General features: G+C 66.9%; 20 protein-coding genes, 1 pseudogene and 1 riboswitch. Of the genes and pseudogenes, 10 read left to right on the top strand and 11 right to left on the bottom strand.

The window, feature by feature from the left end:
* Positions 1 to 6: 6 nt before the first annotated feature.
* Together AC5LXX_RS23030 and AC5LXX_RS23025 are read right to left on the bottom strand one after the other, a co-directional pair.
* On the bottom strand, positions 7 to 1,503 hold the full coding sequence (locus AC5LXX_RS23030; RefSeq protein WP_493413315.1) for an FAD-dependent oxidoreductase: 1,497 nt from the start codon (positions 1,501 to 1,503) through the stop codon (positions 7 to 9).
* Between the two features lie 183 nt (positions 1,504 to 1,686).
* The gene (locus AC5LXX_RS23025) at positions 1,687 to 1,896 is read right to left on the bottom strand and encodes a hypothetical protein (RefSeq protein WP_493413314.1); all 210 of its coding nucleotides are present in this window, start codon (positions 1,894 to 1,896) and stop codon (positions 1,687 to 1,689) included.
* Between the two features lie 351 nt (positions 1,897 to 2,247).
* Here AC5LXX_RS23025 and AC5LXX_RS23020 point away from each other — a divergent pair, with 351 nt between their 5' ends.
* A complete protein-coding gene (locus AC5LXX_RS23020; protein WP_493413313.1) occupies positions 2,248 to 2,451 on the top strand; it encodes a hypothetical protein in 204 nt (67 codons plus the stop codon).
* Positions 2,452 to 2,536: 85 nt separating this feature from the next.
* On the opposite strand, the gene AC5LXX_RS23015 is transcribed toward AC5LXX_RS23020, so the two are convergent.
* The 5 genes from AC5LXX_RS23015 to AC5LXX_RS22995 all read right to left on the bottom strand — a co-directional run bounded on the left by AC5LXX_RS23015 (position 2,537) and on the right by AC5LXX_RS22995 (position 7,981).
* Entirely contained in the window at positions 2,537 to 4,402 is a 1,866-nt protein-coding gene (locus AC5LXX_RS23015; protein WP_493413312.1) for a phosphoenolpyruvate carboxykinase (GTP), read from the bottom strand.
* A 525-nt stretch (positions 4,403 to 4,927) separates the two neighbouring features.
* Positions 4,928 to 5,704 (bottom strand): glucose 1-dehydrogenase, encoded by a 777-nt coding sequence (locus AC5LXX_RS23010; protein ID WP_493413311.1) that lies wholly within the window; start codon positions 5,702 to 5,704, stop codon positions 4,928 to 4,930.
* A gap of 94 nt (positions 5,705 to 5,798) precedes the next feature.
* Entirely contained in the window at positions 5,799 to 6,554 is a 756-nt protein-coding gene (locus AC5LXX_RS23005; protein WP_493413310.1) for an SDR family NAD(P)-dependent oxidoreductase, read from the bottom strand.
* A 9-nt stretch (positions 6,555 to 6,563) separates the two neighbouring features.
* The gene (locus AC5LXX_RS23000) at positions 6,564 to 7,430 is read right to left on the bottom strand and encodes an SDR family NAD(P)-dependent oxidoreductase (protein WP_493413309.1); all 867 of its coding nucleotides are present in this window, start codon (positions 7,428 to 7,430) and stop codon (positions 6,564 to 6,566) included.
* 50 nt (positions 7,431 to 7,480) lie between these two features.
* Positions 7,481 to 7,981 (bottom strand): nuclear transport factor 2 family protein, encoded by a 501-nt coding sequence (locus tag AC5LXX_RS22995; RefSeq protein WP_493413308.1) that lies wholly within the window; start codon positions 7,979 to 7,981, stop codon positions 7,481 to 7,483.
* A gap of 189 nt (positions 7,982 to 8,170) precedes the next feature.
* Between AC5LXX_RS22995 and AC5LXX_RS22990 the strand changes: the two genes are divergently transcribed.
* Together AC5LXX_RS22990 and AC5LXX_RS22985 are read left to right on the top strand one after the other, a co-directional pair.
* Positions 8,171 to 8,683, top strand: a complete 513-nt coding sequence (locus tag AC5LXX_RS22990; RefSeq protein ID WP_493413307.1) for a nuclear transport factor 2 family protein — start codon at positions 8,171 to 8,173, stop codon at positions 8,681 to 8,683.
* 50 nt (positions 8,684 to 8,733) lie between these two features.
* Positions 8,734 to 9,450: an EthD domain-containing protein gene (locus AC5LXX_RS22985; RefSeq protein WP_493413306.1), complete on the top strand. Its 717-nt coding sequence runs from the start codon at positions 8,734 to 8,736 to the stop codon at positions 9,448 to 9,450.
* 73 nt (positions 9,451 to 9,523) lie between these two features.
* Here the strand turns inward: AC5LXX_RS22985 and AC5LXX_RS22980 are convergent, their stop codons facing one another.
* Positions 9,524 to 11,107 carry an isocitrate lyase gene (locus tag AC5LXX_RS22980; RefSeq protein ID WP_124447331.1) on the bottom strand — a complete coding sequence of 528 codons (1,584 nt, stop codon included), beginning with the start codon at positions 11,105 to 11,107 and terminating at the stop codon, positions 9,524 to 9,526.
* A gap of 403 nt (positions 11,108 to 11,510) precedes the next feature.
* Between AC5LXX_RS22980 and AC5LXX_RS22975 the strand changes: the two genes are divergently transcribed.
* The 4 genes from AC5LXX_RS22975 to AC5LXX_RS22960 all read left to right on the top strand — a co-directional run bounded on the left by AC5LXX_RS22975 (position 11,511) and on the right by AC5LXX_RS22960 (position 14,066).
* Positions 11,511 to 12,032, top strand: a complete 522-nt coding sequence (locus AC5LXX_RS22975; RefSeq protein ID WP_124447329.1) for a YbaK/prolyl-tRNA synthetase associated domain-containing protein — start codon at positions 11,511 to 11,513, stop codon at positions 12,030 to 12,032.
* On the top strand, positions 12,029 to 12,667 hold the full coding sequence (locus AC5LXX_RS22970; RefSeq protein WP_493413305.1) for a helix-turn-helix transcriptional regulator: 639 nt from the start codon (positions 12,029 to 12,031) through the stop codon (positions 12,665 to 12,667). Before AC5LXX_RS22975 ends, AC5LXX_RS22970 begins: the two co-directional genes overlap by 4 nt.
* A gap of 58 nt (positions 12,668 to 12,725) precedes the next feature.
* Positions 12,726 to 13,700 (top strand): threo-3-hydroxy-L-aspartate ammonia-lyase, encoded by a 975-nt coding sequence (locus AC5LXX_RS22965; protein ID WP_493413304.1) that lies wholly within the window; start codon positions 12,726 to 12,728, stop codon positions 13,698 to 13,700.
* 117 nt (positions 13,701 to 13,817) lie between these two features.
* Positions 13,818 to 14,066 carry a hypothetical protein gene (locus AC5LXX_RS22960; RefSeq protein WP_493413303.1) on the top strand — a complete coding sequence of 83 codons (249 nt, stop codon included), beginning with the start codon at positions 13,818 to 13,820 and terminating at the stop codon, positions 14,064 to 14,066.
* Between the two features lie 44 nt (positions 14,067 to 14,110).
* Here the strand turns inward: AC5LXX_RS22960 and AC5LXX_RS22955 are convergent, their stop codons facing one another.
* The 3 genes from AC5LXX_RS22955 to AC5LXX_RS22945 are packed head-to-tail and all read right to left on the bottom strand — an operon-like array spanning position 14,111 to position 15,357.
* Positions 14,111 to 14,935, bottom strand: coding sequence for an SDR family NAD(P)-dependent oxidoreductase (locus AC5LXX_RS22955; RefSeq protein WP_493413302.1), 825 nt, complete (start codon positions 14,933 to 14,935; stop codon positions 14,111 to 14,113).
* A 5-nt stretch (positions 14,936 to 14,940) separates the two neighbouring features.
* A complete protein-coding gene (locus AC5LXX_RS22950; RefSeq protein WP_493413301.1) occupies positions 14,941 to 15,153 on the bottom strand; it encodes a hypothetical protein in 213 nt (70 codons plus the stop codon).
* 30 nt (positions 15,154 to 15,183) lie between these two features.
* Positions 15,184 to 15,357, bottom strand: coding sequence for a hypothetical protein (locus AC5LXX_RS22945; RefSeq protein WP_493413300.1), 174 nt, complete (start codon positions 15,355 to 15,357; stop codon positions 15,184 to 15,186).
* A 29-nt stretch (positions 15,358 to 15,386) separates the two neighbouring features.
* Between AC5LXX_RS22945 and AC5LXX_RS22940 the strand changes: the two are divergent.
* The 3 genes and pseudogenes from AC5LXX_RS22940 to AC5LXX_RS22930 all read left to right on the top strand — a co-directional run.
* Positions 15,387 to 15,530: pseudogene (locus tag AC5LXX_RS22940) on the top strand (AraC family transcriptional regulator); the annotation flags it as partial.
* A gap of 89 nt (positions 15,531 to 15,619) precedes the next feature.
* A riboswitch (cobalamin riboswitch) is annotated at positions 15,620 to 15,812 on the top strand.
* Between the two features lie 216 nt (positions 15,813 to 16,028).
* Positions 16,029 to 17,957, top strand: a complete 1,929-nt coding sequence (locus tag AC5LXX_RS22935; RefSeq protein WP_493413299.1) for a TonB-dependent receptor domain-containing protein — start codon at positions 16,029 to 16,031, stop codon at positions 17,955 to 17,957.
* Between the two features lie 90 nt (positions 17,958 to 18,047).
* Complete coding sequence (locus AC5LXX_RS22930; RefSeq protein WP_493413298.1) at positions 18,048 to 18,620, top strand: TetR/AcrR family transcriptional regulator; 573 nt, start codon at positions 18,048 to 18,050, stop codon at positions 18,618 to 18,620.
* Positions 18,621 to 18,625 lie beyond the last annotated feature (5 nt).

Here is an 18,625-nt window from a genome sequence, read left to right as displayed (position 1 = left end):
CGGCGGCTACGCGGCGCTGCGCAACGCGTCGCGTCGCGCCTGCGCCGCATGACGGCCGGCCTGCCGGCCGAAGAACGTCGAGTCGGCCAGCGACAGCCCCGAGCTGTATCCGGCGCCCCAGCGCGGCAGCCCACAGGTCGTGCGGCCGGCCGCGTAGAGGCCCGGCACCGGCGCGCGCGCCGCGTCGAGCACCTGCCCGGTCGGCAGCGTGTCGAGCCCGCCGAGCGTGAAGTGCGGGTAGAACGCGTAGTCGATCCGGCAATCGAGCGCGACGAACGGCGGCGCGATCAGCGGCTGCAGCCACTTCTTCGCCTTGTGGAACAGCGGATCGGCGCCTTCGGCCGCATGGCGGTTGTACACGTCGACGGTCGCCGTCAGCGTGCCGGCCGGCATCTGCAGGTCGCGCTCGATTTCTTCCCACGTTTCGCCGGCTGCCGCGATCCCGATCCGCGCGATCGCGGGCGGCTCCTGGTAGGTCGCCTGATCGACCAGCAGGTAGATGCGATCGCCGGCCTGGTGAAACGCGTGATGGCCCGTGCGGCCGTGATAACCGTCCTCGTTGATGAAGCGCTGGCCGCGCCCATTCACGAAGATCCCCTTGATCAGCGATTCGGGCGCGTAGAACGGCAGGCTGACGAAACCCTGGTCCATGTGGATCGCCGCGCCGCCCACGCTCTGGCCGAGCAGGATGCCCGAGCCGTCGTCGCCGGGGCTGCCGATCGGCTCGTCCGAGCGCAGGAATTGCGGTGCATGCCGGCGCACCATGTCGCGGTTCATCGCGAAGCCGCCCGCGCACAGGATCACCGCACCGCGCGCCCGCACGAACACCGTCTCGCCGTAAGCACGCAGCACGGCGCCGCACACCGCGCCGCCGTCGTCGACGATCAGCGCGAGCGCGCGGGTGTCATAGCGCGTGGCGACGCCGAGCGCCGTGACGCGTTCGGCCAGCACGCGCATCAGCATCTGGCCGCCGCCCCAGCCCGGCCATTGCGGCGTATGGCCGCGCGGACACGGCTTCGCGGCCTCGCTGAACGGCCAGGCCTCCTCGCTGCCGGACCAGATCAGGCAGTCATCGGTTTCCGGCTCGACGATCCGCTCGGCGATGAACGTGTTCTTGTAGGTCACCCCCTGCGCGACGAGCCAGTCGTGGTGCGCGAGGCTCTCGTTCGCGTAGAGGCGCACCTTTGCCTCGTCGGCGTCGCGGCCGCCCGCGAGCATCAGGTAGCGGTACAGATCCTCGGTGTCGTCGGTGAAGCCGGCTTGCCGCTGCGCAGGCGTGCCGCCGCCGCCGCCGAGGTAGATCTCGCCGCCCGACAGCGCGCTCGTGCCGCCGTAGCTCGATGCGCGCTCGACGATCAGCGTGTCGGCGCCGGCGCTCGCGGCTTCGATCGCGGCGCATGCGCCGGCCGCGCCAAAGCCGACGATCACGACATCGTGTTCGGCGTCCCAGCGATGTACGTCGCGAAGGTTCAGGGGGCGAGTCAGGAAATGGTCGGATGACATGAGGATGGGTCAGCGTGAAGGAAATCTGCGGACAGCGGTGGTCGTGGCAGTGCGAACGCCTGGCGCGTACGGGGTGCTGCCCGAGGGAAATCAAATGATGCGAAGCCGAACCGGCGACTCGATCGGGCGCCGCGCGCAACGTGCGACGTCCGGCGCCTGCGACCCAAGACCGCCGCGCTGGCCTCACATGCCGCGCAACGCGGCGAAACCGAAGTGAGACGGATCGATCGGCACGCACGCGGTCGGCAAGCCGTTCGGATCGACCGAGCGGCATTGCAGGATGCCGGCCGCGTACGGCGGCGACGGGACCGCGTCGGCACCGTATCGCGCCATCGCCATCGCAGCGAACGTGCCCATCGCCAGTACGCACAGCTTGCGAGTCGTCAGTCTCATGATCGTCGTCCCCTCCGGTTGGCCGCTGGTGCGGTTCGTGTCCGGCGCATCGCTTGCGGCACCGGATGACTGCACGGTAGCCAGCGCCCGGCCGGCGGCCATCGTCCGTTTCGACTAGGGACAAACGCTGAAAGGAAGTCGCACGCGATGCGGCGCCGCAACATCGTCGTCGGCGAATCCGCGTGCGGCCGGCAAACGCGCCGCATCCAGCGCCTTTACCGGCCTGCCGTGCGAATCGTCAGACGCATGCCGCGCATCGGACGCTGCGTCGCAGCAGCGCCGCCACGTCGCGTTGCGCCCGCCTGCCGGCCCCGGTGTTTTCCCCGACCTTCGCCCTGCTCCGTATGGACGATGAGTATCGATCGGTCCGATGCGAACCTGCGCATCGACGTCGCACGCACTCGCGACGCGACCCGGCATCACGTGCACGACCAGTCCGTCACGCTCGTCGGCGGCGAAGCCGATGTCGAGACCCAGGGCGTCGCGTGCCACGTGTACATGCGCGGCGACGTGCAGCGCGCGGTCGACGAAGTCGTCGCGCATTGCCGCGCGTAATAAGCGACGCGGATGCGAAAACGTCCCGCCGCCGGCAAGCGCTGCCGGCGACGGGACGTCAAGGGCGATGCGTCGATACGGATCGTCAGGCGCCGATGCGCTGCGCGATCTTCGTCATCGTTTCGGTCATCTCGGCAGGCAGCCGCAGCTTCAGCGTATCGAACAGTTCCGCATGCAGCTTCAGCTCCTCGCGCCATTCGTCGGCGTTCATCGACGTCACCGCATCGAACTGGTCGCGTGTGAAATCGAGGCCGTCCCAGTGCAGGTCTTCATACGCCGGCGACACGCCGAACGCGTGCTCGCCGCCGCCGCCCGTGCCTTCGAGACGATCGAGCATCCACTTCAGCACGCGCATGTTCTCGCCGAAGCCCGGCCACACGAACTTGCCGTTCGCGTCCTTGCGGAACCAGTTTACGCAGTAGATCTTCGGCAACGTCGCGCCCGTGGCTTCGAGCTGCTTGCCGAGTTTGAGCCAGTGCGCGAAATAATCGCTGACGTTGTAGCCGCAGAACGGCAGCATCGCGAACGGATCGCGGCGCACGATGCCCTGCTGGCCGACGGCGGCGGCCGTCGTTTCCGAGCCCATCGTCGCGGCCATGTACACGCCTTCGACCCAGTCGCGCGCCTCGGTCACGAGCGGTACCGTCGTCGAGCGGCGGCCACCGAAGATGAACGCGTCGATCGGCACGCCGGCCGGGTTCTCCCAATCATCGTCGATCGACGGACACTGCGCGGCCGGTGCGGTGAAGCGCGAGTTCGGATGCGCGGCCTTGCGGCCGGTTTCCTTGGCCGTTTCCGGCGTCCACGGGTTGCCCTGCCAGTCCGTCAGCTTCGCGGGCGGCGTGTCGGTCAGCCCTTCCCACCACACGTCGCCGTCTTCCGTCAGCGCGACGTTCGTGAAGATCACGTTCTTCGTCAGCGTCGAGATCGCGTTCGGGTTCGTCTTCACACCGGTGCCCGGCGCGACGCCGAAGAAGCCGGCTTCCGGGTTGATCGCATACAGGCGGCCGTCGCGACCCGGCTTCAGCCATGCGATGTCGTCGCCGATCGTCGTGACCTTCCAGCCTTCGAAGCCCTGCGGCGGGATCAGCATCGCGAAGTTGGTCTTGCCGCACGCGGACGGGAATGCGGCCGCGACGTGATACTTCTTGCCGGCCGGCGACGTCACGCCGAGGATCAGCATGTGTTCGGCGAGCCAACCCTGGTCGCGGCCCATCGTCGACGCGATGCGCAGTGCGAAGCACTTCTTGCCGAGCAGCGCATTGCCACCGTAGCCCGAGCCGAAGCTCCAGATCTCGCGCGTCTCGGGAAAATGCACGATGTACTTGACCGGATTGCACGGCCACGGCACATCCTGCTGTCCTGCTTCGAGCGGATGGCCGACGCTGTGCACGCACGGCACGAACTCGCCGTCCTCGCCGAGTACGTCGTACACGTCGCGGCCCATGCGCGTCATGATCCGCATGTTCACCGCGACGTACGGGCTGTCGGACAGTTCGACGCCGACGTGTGCGATCGGCGAGCCGAGCGGGCCCATCGAGAACGGCACGACGTACAGCGTGCGGCCGCGCATCGAGCCGCGGAACAGCCCGTTGAGCGTCTCGCGCATTTCGGCCGGCTCGATCCAGTTGTTGGTCGGGCCGACGTCGTCGCGCGAAGCCGCGCAGATGAACGTGCGATCCTCGACGCGTGCGACGTCCGACGGATCGGATTGCGCGAGATACGAGTTCGGGCGCTTCGCCGGGTTCAGGCGCTTGAGCGTGCCCTGGTCGACCATCGCCTGGCACAGCGCGTCGTTTTCTTCCTGCGAACCGTCACACCATACGACGCGCTCGGGCTCCGTGAGTGCCGCGATGCGCGACACCCAGTCGATCAGCTTGCGATGTTTGACGAAAGCCGGCGGAGCGATCAGCGGGCCGTGTGTTGCTTCGGCCATGGTGTTTTGCGACATGGGGATGTCTCCAGATTATTGGACGGGATGGGGGATGCGGGGCCAGCCCGCGAGATGGGGAATGCGATTGGAGCGCAGGAGGAGGCAGCGCGCAGGACGAGACGCGCGAGCGGAGCGCGCGTCGATGCCGCGATGCGTGCGAGAGAAGGTGAAGTCTCGTTAGAGGGTGCGAACGCGAGTTTCGCCATGCAAGCAACCTGCCATACAACTCCATTCCGGCCAGCATACCACCGCCGTTATTGGACGAGCGTTGCGTTGCAACAAGAAACAACTGTGACGGCGAACCGGCATGCGCATTGCAGGCTGCTCTTTTTTACAGCCGTCATCGCGTGCGCTTTGGGGACGAAACGGCCGGGACGTCCGTCTGCTTTGGGTTTCGCGGGAGCGGCAATTTCAGTGTGTCGCACCCGAGCACTACAAACGCGAATGCGCACCGGGCGAATTCGCGTTTTCGCTATTCAGGCAAACCCCGAATTAGGTTGCGCACACAAACATCCTGATCGAATGCCCGATACGCACCCCCGCTCAAAACGGCGCGCCCGGCAATCCGGGGTAATACGCGCCCGCCGCCATCCCGCCGTCGACGGCCAGCTCGGCACCGTTGCAATACGACGCTTCGTCGCTCGCGAGAAACAGCGTCGCGCGCGCGATTTCTTCGGGCAAGCCGACGCGCTGCTGCGGCACGTTCGCATAGTGCCGGTTGATTTCCTCGAGCGGCGCGCCGGTCGGGTTCGACATCGCGGTATTCACGCCGCCCGGATGGATCGAATTCACGCGCACGCCCTGGTGGCCGAGTTCGAGCGCCGCGACCTTGGTCAGCCCGCGCACGCCCCACTTGCTCGACACGTATGCGGCCAGCGCGTTCACGCCACGCAGCCCGTCCACCGACGAGATGTTGACGATCGACCCGCGCTTCTGCGCGATCATGCGCGGCGCGATCGTACGGATGCCGACGAACGTGCCGACCAGGTTGATCGACACCGCGCGTTCGAAATCGCGCTTCGACAGCTCGGTGATGCCGCCGAACGTCAGCACGGCCGCATTGTTGACGAGCACGTCGATGCGGCCGAACTGCTCGACGGTCGCGTCCGTCACGCGTACCCAGCTCGATTCGTCGGCCACGTCGAGCCGCATGAAGCGCGCCGCGTCGCCCAGTTCGCGTGCGAGCGCCTCGCCTTCCGCGTCGAGCACGTCGCCGATCACGACGCGCGCGCCCTCCTCGACGAACAGCCTGCACGTCGCCGCGCCCATGCCGCGCGCGCCGCCCGTGACGATCGCTACCTTTCCTGCCAGTCGACCCATGTCGTCCTCGCTTCGATTCCGGTTTTCCGGCAACCGTGCGCATGCAGGCGCGCAATTGCCGAATTCATGATTGATTGGCACCGGCCGTATGCCGTCAGCCCCAGTACGCCTGCCCGCCGTCGAGCGGCAGCGTCGCGCCCGTCAGGTAGGCAGCGTCGCGGCTCGCGAGAAACACGATCGCGCGCCCGATGTCCTGCTCGCAGTCGCCGACGCGGCCGAGCGGAATCGTGCGAAAGAACGCAGCGGCTTCCTGCGGATTCGCGTCGACCCAGCCCTTCAGGCCCGGCGACAACGCATGCGGCGCGACCGCATTCACGCGAATGCCGTCCACACCCCATTCGCATGCGGCCGCACGCGTCAGCGCGCGAATCGCTTCCTTCGTCGCCGCATACGCGCCGTACCCGGACGCATCCCAGCGCACCGCGGCCGACGACGCGAAGTTGACGATCACACCGTCACCCTTCAGGTGCGGATGGCATGCGCGCATCATCCGCAGCGTCGCGATCGGCCCCGATTCGAGCCCCGCCATGAAATCCGCATCGGTTACGTCGAGCAGCCGGCCGAGCGGCACGACCTGCGCGTTGTTGATCAGGATCTGCACGCCGCCGAACCGTTCGACGACGGCATCGACGCACTGCGCAATCTGCGCGGCGTCCATCACGTCGCACTCGAACGGCTCGGCCACGCCGCCGCGTGCGCGAATGGCCTCGCACGTGACAAGCAGCTTGCCGCGTGTACGGCCGACCACCGCGACGTGCGCGCCTTCGGCCGCCAGCGCATGCGCGACGCCCTGGCCGACGCCCTGCCCCGCGCCCGTCACGAGCGCGACCTTGCCCTTCAGGAGGTCCATGCGCGCTCCCTAAGCGACGATCGCCGGATGGGCCTGCACGGGCCCGCCGAGCAGCTCGCGATACGACGGCGGCTGCTTGCCGTCGAGATCGGCAATCCCGTACTGCAGCGCGGCTTCCGCACCGACGAGCACTTGCCCCGACAGCGCCATGCGCTGCGGATCGCCGTGGATCGCATGAATCACGCGGCCCGTGAATTCCGGGCTTTCGGCGACGAGCGAGAATTCCTTGTAGAGATCCGGATGTGCTTCCCACACGCGCGTCGTGCGCTCGGTGCGAAGCGGGCCCATCCAGATCGACACGGCCGCGACGTCGAACGGCTTCAGGTCGACGGCCATGTCCTTCGCGAACTTGTCGACGCCGGATTTCTGCGCGCCGTACGCCGCGCCGTGCATGTAGCAGCTCGCACCGAACGACGACGTGAACGCGATCAGCCCGCTGCGGCGCTTCGCCATCAGCGGCGCCGCATGCCAGCTCGCGACATACGCCGAGCGCAGCCCGACGTCGAGGATGTTCACGAGGTCGAGCGACTTCTCCCAGAACGGGCCCGGCAGGATCAACTGGTCGTGCAGATAGGTGGCGTTGTTGACGAGGATGTCGAGCCGCCCGCCGTCGCGCTCGACGCGCTCGAACAGCGCCTTCACCTGCCCGTCGTCCGCGTGATCGCAGGCCACCGCGATCCCGCGGCCGCCGAGCGCGTCGATCTCGCGCGCGGTCTCGTGGATCGTGCCGGGCAACGGTGCATCGCCTTCGCGCTGCGAGCGGCCCGTCACGTAGACGGTCATGCCGGCCGCACCGAGCGCGCGCGCGATGCCCTTGCCCGCGCCGCGCGATGCGCCCGTCACGACGGCGACCGGCGCATCGTGGTTCCGTGTCATGTTCTGTCTCTCCTGTGGAATGTTCGCCACGACCGTGGCAATCGCGTGCGTCAGGCGGCCGGCGGCTGTGCGCCGGCGAACAGCACGCCGCATGCATCGCCTTCGTAGCGGGCCGACAGCGTCGACGTGACGACGCAGCGCGTGGCCGCGATCTTCCATTCGCCGTCGACCTTCCGGTACGCGTCGTCGTAATACGCGCCGAGCTGCGTGAGCGTGCGCGCGTTCGTGTCGATCATCTGGTAGTGCAGGCCCCACGTGCCACGCGCATGCGTGTCGTCGAGCACGGCGATGTCGGGATTCACGCCGTGATGCATCTCGACGATGTGCGGATGACAGCCGAGCTGCTCGAACACGTCGACGAGCGCGTCGCGCGTGTCGAACGTGCCGATTCGCCCGTAGTCGATCTGCACGGGGCCGGCGACGAAGCAGTCGCGCATCCCTTGCGGATCCTTGCGATCGCAGCACGTGAAGTAGCGCGCCTTCAGCCGGCGGATCGCATCGGCGTCCTCGAGCCGGCGCACGCGTGTCTCCAGCGATTCGATGGGGGTCATTCCGTCTCCTTGTTCGGTGCCGGCGCGGTTCGAAGGCCGCGTCGACGCCACGTTACCGCTGCGCGCTGCGTCGGCCATCACCCGTTTGGATTAACGGCCTGTTCCCGCATGAGGGTTTCGTCCGAACAGACGATGTGATGCAGGCGGCTTCGTTCCTACCATCGAACGACACCACCACGAGACACGGCGATGGACGACACGACCCGCACACTCCACGAGTACGAGCTGATCCGGCAGTTGAAGTATCGGTATTTCCGCGCGGTCGATACGCACGACTGGGCGCTGCTCGCGGCTTGCCTGACCGAGGATTGCGAGGCGCGGCTGTATGGCGGCCGCTATGTGTACGACGGCCGCGACGCGTTCGTGTCGAGCCTGCGCGACCTGATCGGCAAGCCGACCTTCCTGACGATGCATCACGGCCATCACCCGGAACTCACGCTGGTGTCCGCCGATCATGCGTGCGGCGTGTGGTTTCTCGAGGATCACGCGATCAATCTCGAGGACAACTACTTGATGCACGGTACCGCGTTCTACGACGACCAGTACGTGAAGCGCGACGGCGCGTGGCGCATTCACGCGACGCGTCACGAGCGGCTGTTCGAAACCGTCACGTCGCCCATCCCACCGTCGTGCACGCTGACCGCGAACCGGTTCGCACCCGGCGCGCATCAGGCGGCCGGATCGGCCGAAACCGCTTCCTGAACCGCGGCGGCAGCGCCGCCGATCCCGTCATTCCCCCTGGAGCCGAAGCAATGGAGAAAGTCATTTACGTGTTGTGGCGCGATACGCAGGCTGCGCCCGACCAATGGAACCGCACGGTGCGCGCGCAGCTCGCCGACACGCTGCTGTCGCTCGGTGCGCACGGCGTGCAGGTGAACGTCGTCGATGAAGATGTCGCGCCGGCCGCCGCGCTGAAGCAAACCAGCACGCACCCGGGCATCGACGGCATCGTCGCGGTGTGGATGGACAGCGCGAACGCGATGTTCCGCCAGCCGTTCGACGAGGCGGTGCGCGCGGCGGTCCCGCACATGGCCGCGTATCTCGTCACCGAGTCGCAGCCGATTCCGAACACGCGCTTCCCCGCGCGGCCCGGCGAGCGCACGACCGGCTTCTCGCAGCTCGCGTTCCTGAAGCGGCCGCCGCGTCTCACGCACGAAGCGTGGCTCGACGTGTGGCACGGTCATCACACGCGCGTCGCGATCGATACGCAGGACAACTTCCTGTACGTGCAGAACTTCGTCGTGCGCGCGCTCACGCATGCGGCGCCCGGCTACGACGCGATCGTCGAGGAATGCTTCCCGGCCGCGGCCATGACCGATCCGCACGCGTTCTTCGATGCGGTCGGCGATGAGGAAAAGTTCCAGCGCAACGTGGCCGAAATGATGGACAGCTGCGGACGCTTCATCGATTTCGACAAGATCGACGTGGTGCCGACGAGCCAGTACATCGTGAAGGCCGTGCGCGGATGACGCGCCAGGATCGGGCGGATAAAAAAAACGCCAGCCCCGAGGGGCTGGCGTTGTGCTTCGGGTCGGACGATGATCAGAACTGGTTCATCGTGTTGTCCTTGCCCGCAGCCTTCAGCGCTGCTTCGCCGCTGAAGTATTCCTTGTGGTCGTCGCCGATGTCCGAGCCCGACATGTTCTGGTGCTTCACGCAGGCGATGCCCTGACGGATCTCCTTGCGCTGCACGCCCGCCACGTAGCCCAGCATGCCCTGGTCGCCGAAGTATTCCTTGGCCAGGTTGTCGGTCGACAGCGCAGCCGTGTGGTAGGTCGGCAGCGTGATCAGGTGATGGAAGATGCCTGCTTCACGCGACGCATCGGCCTGGAACGTACGGATCTTCTCGTCGGCGAGCTTGGCCAGTTCGGTCTCGTCGTACTCGACGCTCATCAGCTGCGCACGGTCGTAGGCCGACACGTCCTTGCCTTCCGCCTTCATCGCGTCGTACGCCTGCTGACGGAAGTTCAGCGTCCAGTTGAACGACGGGCTGTTGTTGTACACCAGCTTCGCGTTCGGGATCACCTTGCGGATCTCGCTGACCATGCCGCCGATCTGCGCGATATGCGGTTTTTCGGTTTCGATCCACAGCAGGTCGGCGCCGTTCTGCAGCGACGTGATGCAATCGAGCACGCAACGCGCTTCGCCCGTGCCGGCGCGGAACTGGAACAGGTTGCTCGGCAGGCGCTTCGGACGCAGCAGCTTGCCGTCGCGCTTGATGACGACGTCACCGTTGCCCAGCTGGTCGGCCGACAGCTCTTCGCAGTCGAGGAACGCATTGTATTGGTCGCCCAGGTCGCCCGGCGTGGCCGTCACGGCGATCTGCTTGGTCAGGCCGGCGCCCAGCGAGTCGGTACGCGCAACGATGATGCCGTCGTCCACGCCCAGCTCCAGGAACGCGTAGCGGATCGCGCGGATCTTCGCGAGGAAGTCCTCGTGCGGCACCGTGACCTTGCCGTCCTGGTGGCCGCACTGCTTCTCGTCCGACACCTGGTTTTCGATCTGGATGCAGCACGCGCCCGCTTCGATGAACTGCTTGGCCAGCAGGTAGGTCGCTTCCGCGTTGCCGAAGCCCGCGTCGATGTCGGCGATGATCGGCACGACGTGCGTTACGTGGTTGTCGATCTTTTCCTGGATCGCAGCCTTGGCCGTCGCGTCCTTCGCCGCGTCCAGCTCGCGGAACAGGCCGCCCAGTTCACGGGCGTCGGCCTGGCGCAGGAACGTGTACAGCTCGCGGATCAGCGCGCTGACCGACGTCTTTTCGTGCATCGACTGGTCCGGCAGCGGGCCGAACTCCGAGCGCAGCGCGGCGACCATCCAGCCCGACAGGTACAGGTAGCGGCGTTCGGTGCTGTTGAAGTGCTTCTTGATGGAGATCATCTTCTGCTGCCCGATGAAACCGTGCCAGCAACCCAGCGACTGCGTGTACTTGGCCGGATCGGCGTCGTAAGCGGCCATGTCGGCGCGCATGATCTTCGCGGTGTACTTCGCGATGTCCAGGCCGGTCTTGAACTTGTTCTGGGCACGCATGCGAGCGGCGTACTCGGGGCTGATGGCATTCCACGCGGTGCCGTGGTTTTCCTTCAAGCCAGCCACTGCCTTGATGTCGTCTTGGTACTGGGACATGTCGATCTCCTGGGAACGAAGCGCATTTGAGTAAAGGGTTCAGCGTGCCCGCCCCGTGTGACGAAGCGAACTGCATGGACTCAATATTAATCCTGTCGAGCGCGCTGTCGATCAACTCTTATATAAGACATAAGATATAAATTTCCTTTGTTTTTCAATGAGATAGTCAATCGATTTTGCGATGCAAAACAACTTTTCAAGCGGCGGAAAGACGACGCGGCAGGAATTTCCCGCGAGTTTCGCAATGTGAAAAGCCCTTTCGCAGTTGGAGAAACGCCAGGCGCGACAGCCTCTGCTTTTGCCACATCGCATGACAAAACGTCTATACTTGGACAATCCATCGATAGCGAGCAGCACGCTCGCTTCCCGTGCACTGCGTGCGCCCCCTCCTGGCCGGAGCGACATGAACGACTCTCCCGTTTTCGACACGCTTTGCCATCTGCTGAATACGTCCGGTGCGCGATTCCGCGTGCTCGAACATCCGGCGGAAGGCAAATCCGACGTGATCGCCGCGATCCGCGGCACACGCCCCGAACAAGGGGCGAAGGCGATGCTCTGCACGTTCAAGGACGGTGGCGACACCACCGCGCTCGCCGTGATCCCCGGCCACCTGAAGATCGATTTCCGCAAGGTTGCCGATGCCGTGGGCCGCCGCAAGGCGACGCTCGCATCGCCCGACGTCGCGGCCGCCGTCACGCGCTGCGTGATGGGCGCCGTACCGCCGTTCGTGTTCGACGCGAACGTGACGCTCGTCGTCGATCCCGCACTGGTCGAACGCAACGCCGAGATCGCGTTCAACGCGGGCCGCCTCGACCGCTCGGTCGTGCTCGACTCGGCCGACTACGTGCGGATCGCGCAGCCGTTGCTGGCCGACATCACGCGGCCGGAAACGACCGATGCGCCGTCACCGCAGGAAAGCGCATGACCACGCACCGCACCCCGCCGCTGTCCGAGCAGGCGTCGCTGATCGAACAGGTGCAGCGCATCGCCGAAGGGCTCGGCGAGATGTTCGCGCCGTTCACCGAAGTCGTCGTGCACGACCTGCGCACGCCGCAACACGCGATCCTCGCGATCCACAACAACCTGTCCGGGCGCGCGGTCGGCGATCCGGCGACCGAACTCGGCCTCGCCCGCATCGCCGACGACGATTTCCCGCAGGTGCTCGCGAACTACCCGAACCGCTTCGCCGACGGCCGCACCGCGAAAAGCACGTCGATCGGCATCAAGGATTCGACCGGGCGCTACGTCGCCGCGCTGTGCCTGAACGCCGACGTCACGCTGTTCCGCGGCTTTCAGGGCATGCTGAACCAGTTCTGCCGCACCGACGGCGAAACCGTCGTCGAGACGCTCGACCCGGCCGGCGCCGACGCGATCCGGCAGCGCATCGACGCGTTCGCGACGCGCCTCGCGACGACGCCGCGCGAGCTGAAGACCGACCAGCGCCGCGAGTTGCTGCAAACACTCAAGGCCGACGGCTTCCTCGAGGTGCGCCGCGCGATGGAAATCGTGTCGCAGCATCTCGGCGTCTCGCGCGCGACCGTCTACAACGATGCGAAGTAGAAGTCATACGCGCGCGGCTTCTTCCCAGTTGACTGATCTTTCCGACTCACGACCCACCATGAACGCTCCGACTCTTCCCACGTACGACGACGTCGCCGCCGCCGCGGCCCGGCTCGAAGGCCATGCGCACCGCACGCCGGTGATGACGTCGCGAACGGTCGACGACGCACTCGGCGCGCAGGTGTTCTTCAAGTGCGAGAACCTGCAGCGCATGGGCGCATTCAAGTTCCGCGGCGCGTTCAACGCGCTGTCGCGTTTCAACGCCGAACAGCGCCGCCACGGCGTCGTCGCGTTCTCGTCCGGCAACCATGCACAGGCGATCGCGCTGTCGGCACGCATCCTCGGCATTCCGGCGACGATCGTGATGCCGCAGGACGCACCGGCCGCGAAGATGGCCGCGACACGCGGCTACGGCGGCAACGTCGTGACCTACGACCGCTACACCGAGGACCGCGAGCAGATCGGCCGCGATCTCGCGGAGCGGCACGGGCTCACGTTGATCCCGCCCTACGACCACGCGGACGTGATGGCCGGCCAGGGCACGGCGGCCAAGGAACTGTTCGACGAAGTCGGCCCGCTCGACGCGGTGTTCGCGCCGCTCGGCGGCGGCGGCCTGCTGTCGGGCACCGCGCTCGCCACGCGCGCGCTGTCGCCGCACGCGAAGCTGTACGGCGTCGAGCCCGAAGCCGGCAACGACGGCCAGCAATCGTTCCGGTCCGGCGCGATCGTCCGGATCGACACGCCGCGTACGATCGCCGACGGCGCGCAGACGCAGTACCTCGGCAACCTGACGTTCCCGATCATTCGCCGCGACGTCGACGACATCCTGACCGCGACCGATGCGGAACTGGTCGACTGCATGCGCTTCTTCGCCACGCGTATGAAGATTGTCGTCGAGCCGACCGGCTGCCTGTCGTTCGCAGCCGTGCGGCGGATGAAGGACGCGCTGCAGGGCAAGCGCGTCGGCGTCGTGATCAGCGGCGGCAACGTCGACCTCGAGAACTTCTGCGCACTGGTATCGACGCCGGCGTGACGCGCGCGGCTTACATGAATATCTGGTAATCCGTACGTCATTGCGCCTTCACGACGCGTTAAGTTTCGCGCCCTAGACTGATTACGTTGTCCCGCAGTCAGTCGTGAAGGAGCCACCATGAACACGCACGCGATCGTCGCCGCCGCCCTGGCGGCCGCCTCCCTTTCGGCGTTCGCTCAACCGGGCGCGACGTCCTCCGGTTTCCCCGCCGCATCGCCGCACGACGCCGTCGCGCAGGCGATGCACCACTCTCCCGGCGGGCTGCCGCACGCCGGCTTCGTGCTCGCGAAGATCGATCAGAACAATACGCCGCCCGATCGCGGCGGCGACCCGGGCGGCCGCACGCACGCCGGCACGCACATGTAACGGCGTGCGCCGGGCGCTGCTGCCGCGCCCGGCCCCGCCGGCATTCAGAACGACGTCAGCGACGGATCGCGTGCCGCAAGAATGTCGCCGGTACGCCGCTGCAGCGCGCCGTCTATCGTCTCCGGTTGCGGAATCAGCCAGTAGCGCCCTGCGCGGATGCCGTCGAACACCCGTTCGGCAAACGCGTCGGGCGTGAGCCCGTGTGCGTTCAGCATCGCGCGCATCGTGTCGACGAAACCGCGCACCTCGGGCCGGTCGTGCGCGGCGCCGAACGGATCGTTGAAGATGCCGGACTGCACGGGCCCCGGCGCGAGCAGCGATACGCCGACCGGCGCGCCGAGCATCTTCAGTTCTCCATACAGCGACTCGGTCAGCGCGACCACCGCGAACTTCGTCGCCGAATACGGCGACATCAGCGGGCTCGGCAGGAAGCCACCGACCGATGCGGTGTTCACGACCCGCGCGGGCACGTTGCGCTCGAGCATCCGCGGCACGAAGCTGCGGATCCCGTTCAGCACGCCGTGCACGTTGATCGCGAAGCTGCGCTCGAAGCGTTCCGGCGTGATTTCCCAGCTGAAGCCGGTCGCCATCACGCCTGCGTTGTTGAACAGCAGGTCGACGCCGCCGAAACGCCGCCACGCGGCTTCGGCCAGCGCGTCGACGGCTTCCGGCTGGCTGACGTCGGTCGGCACGCACAGCACGTCGGTATCGAGCGTCGCGGCGAATGCATCGAGCTTCGCCGGATCGAGATCGGCCAGCACGACGCGCATGCCGAGCGCGGCAGCGTGGCGTGCCAGCCCGCTGCCGATGCCGCTGGCCGCGCCGGTGATCACGGCGGTGCCGCCGTCGAAGCGAATCGAATTCGTCATGTCAGTCAGAGTCCTGAGGGGTCAATGAGAGGATGCGCGTACGCGGGAATCACCGGCGGCGGCAGCGGCGTGCGGCCGTCGAGCGAGCGCACCGCGAGTGGCTGCGCGAGCGGGAAATGCAGGCTGTGCGTGTCGAGGCCCGTGCGCTCGCGCGCCGGCGGGCTGGACAGCGCGAGCGCGCACTTGCCGGCCAGGATCGGCGATGGGGTGTCGGTCATGCTGTCTCCAGTCGTTTCGATGCGTGTCGTTCAGCCCGCAATATCCGCAACATGCAGCACGAGCTTGGTTTTCGCCTCGCCCGTTTGAACGAGATCGAGTGCGCGGGCAGCCTGGTCGAGCGGGAAACTGGCGAAGCGCGGCACGCACAACGCGCGCCGGCCGAGCCGTTCGGCGATCGACGCGAGCGTGGCGCCGCTCGGCATCCGGCTGAGGGCAGCGCGACGTGCAGCCCGCGTATCTCGGCTTCGGCGGCGAAGAGGCGTTCCGGCGCGCGTTCGTGCGCTGGACCGGCATCGCGCCGAGCCGGTTCAGGCGCGAGCGCATCGCGCTTGATCACCTCAATTCATCAGACGATAAATGCAGCGCTGGTGCATGACAGAAAGGATTCGGAAAGCGATGGCCGGGTAATGACGTTTTTTCGCATCCCCGCACGGCGCGGCAATTGACGCGCCCGAGCGCACGCCATTACCCTTGCGCGCTGATGGTTCCCAGGGATGGGATCAAAAGGGAACGCAGGAGGGGCAACGCCTCGAATCTGCGGCTGCCCCCGCAACTGTGAGCGGCGAATCCGTGCCTCTGCATGCCACTGGGAAACCGGGAAGGCCTGCACGGATGACGACCCGCGAGCCAGGAGACCTGCCATCGACCCGAGGTCCAGCAGCCGCACCGGGCGGGGTGTCCCGATGCGCCAGGCGCCGCCGTTGGCGGTCGCCCGTTGCATGGACGACCCGACCTCAGGATCCGTCAGATGTCCTTCGTTCCCGAATCCGCTTCCGTGCCGGAAGCGTCGCACCGACACGCCGTCGCCATACGCAACCTGCCCGCCGTCCGCTCACGATCGCCGTACGCGCAACACGCTTTCTCCCGCTGTCTCATGAACATTCGCTACCTGCTCGCCACGTCCGCCGCCACCGCGCTGCTTGCTCCGATCGCCCATGCCGCGGGCGACACCGCACTACCGCAGCCCGCCCAGCCAGCGGAAAGCGCCGACCTGCCGACGATCAGCGTGACCGACACGCGCCGCCTGCCCGAATCGTTCGACGGACGCTATGCGTCGACCCAGGTCCTCACGCGAACCGATCTCGACCGGCTGTCGCCGAGCGACCCGAGCATCACGCAGGCACTCGCGACGCTGCCCGGCGTGACCGTGTCGCAAACCGGCGGCCCCGGCTCGTCCGCATCGGTCAGCATCCGGGGCTCGTCCGCGAGCCAGGTCGCCGTGTTCATCGACGGCATCCGGATCGGCTCGCCGACCACCGGCATCGCGCCGTGGGCCGACCTGCCGACGGATGCGTTCGAACGGGTCGAGGTGATTTCGGGGCCGGCCGCCGCGTCGTTCGGCGCCAACGCGATGGGCGGTGTCGTGCAGCTGTTCACGCGCCGCTCGTCGAACCAGCCGAACCAGACCACCGTATCGTTCGGCGGCGGGTCGAACAAGACGTTCGACACGCAGCTGCGCACGTCGGGCACGGTGCCGTCGACCGGGCCGCTCGCCGCACTCGGCGGGCTCACCTACTCGCTCGGCCTGCACGCATACAACACGGCCGGCATCGATTCGACGCGGCCCGTCTTGCCGTATCACGAGGACGGCCGCAATCCGTATCACGCGCAGGATCTCGATGCGCGCCTCGGCTACGCGCGCGACAACTGGTCGATCTCGACGTTCGCGCTCTATCACCGCTCCGACCTGTCGTTCGACAACAGCGGCTATGCGAACCGCGAGCTCGATCACCAGCTGACGACGGGGCTCGCGTTCCATCTCGACATCACGCCCGATACGCAGTTCGACCAGTCGTTCGGTTATGCGAATGATCGGCAGTTCCTCTACGCGAGCGATCCGGCCATCCCGACCGGCCAGATCGATTCGCAGCGCATCAGCACGTCGACCTCCCTGACCCATCAGGCGCGCGGGTTCCACCTGTTCGGGCTGCCGCTGTCGGGCGAAAGCAAGCTCGCGTACGACTTCACGCGCGAACAGGCGTTCCTGCCGGTCGATGCGCCCGGCGGCATTCCGACGCGCAACGACTCCGCGTTCTCGCTCCATCAGTCGGCCACGCTCGGCAGCGTGACGCTGTTCCTCGCGGGGCGTCGCGAGATCATCGCCGGGCAAAGCGTGAACACCGGCAATGCCGCGCTGTCGTGGGCGATCACGCCGGTCTACACGGCGCGCGTGTCGTACGGCAATGCGTTCCGCCTGCCGAGTTTCAACGACCTGTACTACCCCGGCTACGGCAATCCGAACCTCAGCCCGGAGCGCAGCACGTCGGTCGAGGCCGCGCTCGACGCGAACACGTCGTACGGCACGTTTTCCGCGGCGATCTACGACACGCGCGTCAGCAACCTGATCGCCTACAACCCGGCGACGTTTTCGCCGATGAACATCGGCCGCGCGCATATCCGCGGGATCGACCTGTCGTACAAGGGGACGATCGGCCGCTACACGCCGGTGAGCGTCGCGATCGGCATCCTGAATCCGCAGGACGAGACCCATGACAGCTGGCTGAACCGCCGGCCGCGCCAGACGGTCAGCCTGACCGTGGACCACACGTGGGACGAACTGCACCTGCACGCGCTCAGCACGGGTGCGTCGCTGAACTACGGCGGAACGACGTTCGACGATCCGGTCAACACGACGTACCTGCCGTCGTACCTGACCGTGAACCTGCGCGCGTCGTACCGGATCAATTCGCACCTGACGGTGTCGGCCACGCTGTCGAACCTGTTCGACCGGCAATACATGACCGCGTACGGCTACAACACGCTCGGGCGGACTGCGTTCGGGAAGGTCAGCTACACGTTCTGACGGACCGCCGCGACCGGCACGTGCGGGAAATTGACATCGCGGCGAAAACTAATAGAATTAGTTTTTTGACTAATTCGCATAGTATTCGTCATGGCACGTGCCGGCATCACCGTGGACAAGCTGGTCGAAGCCGGCGCGCAACTCGCCGATGAAACCGGCTTCGAGCAGCTCACCGGCGCGGCGCTCGCGCGACACTTCGACGTCAAGCTGGCCAGCCTGTATTCCCATGTCCCGAGTTTCGACGACCTCAAGAGCCGGATCGCGCTGTTCGCGCTGAAGGAACTCGCCGATCGCGCGACCGACGCACTGGCCGGCCGCACCGGCAAGGACGCGCTGGCCGCGCTGGCGAACGTCTATCGCGACTATGCGCGCGCGCACCCCGGCCGCTTTGCGGCCGCGCGCCATCCGGTGAGCGCCGAGCGTGCCGCCGGGAGCGCGGGCGGCACGCTCGTCAGGATGACCTCGGCCGTGCTGCGCAGCTACGACCTGCCGGAGGCCGAACAGGCCCATGCGATCCGCCTGCTCGGCGGCTTCTTCATGGGCTACGTGACGCTCGAGGGCGCCGGCGGTTTCTCGCACAGCGCGCCGGATTCCGACGCGTCGTGGTCGCGCAGCCTCGACGCGCTGGACGTGATGCTGCGCCACTGGCCGTCGGCCGCATGACGTGC

The sequence above is a fragment of the Burkholderia torrens genome (assembly GCF_984668525.1).
The sequence above is the reverse complement of the archived record's forward strand: the minus strand, read 5'-3'. Positions and strand labels throughout refer to the sequence as shown.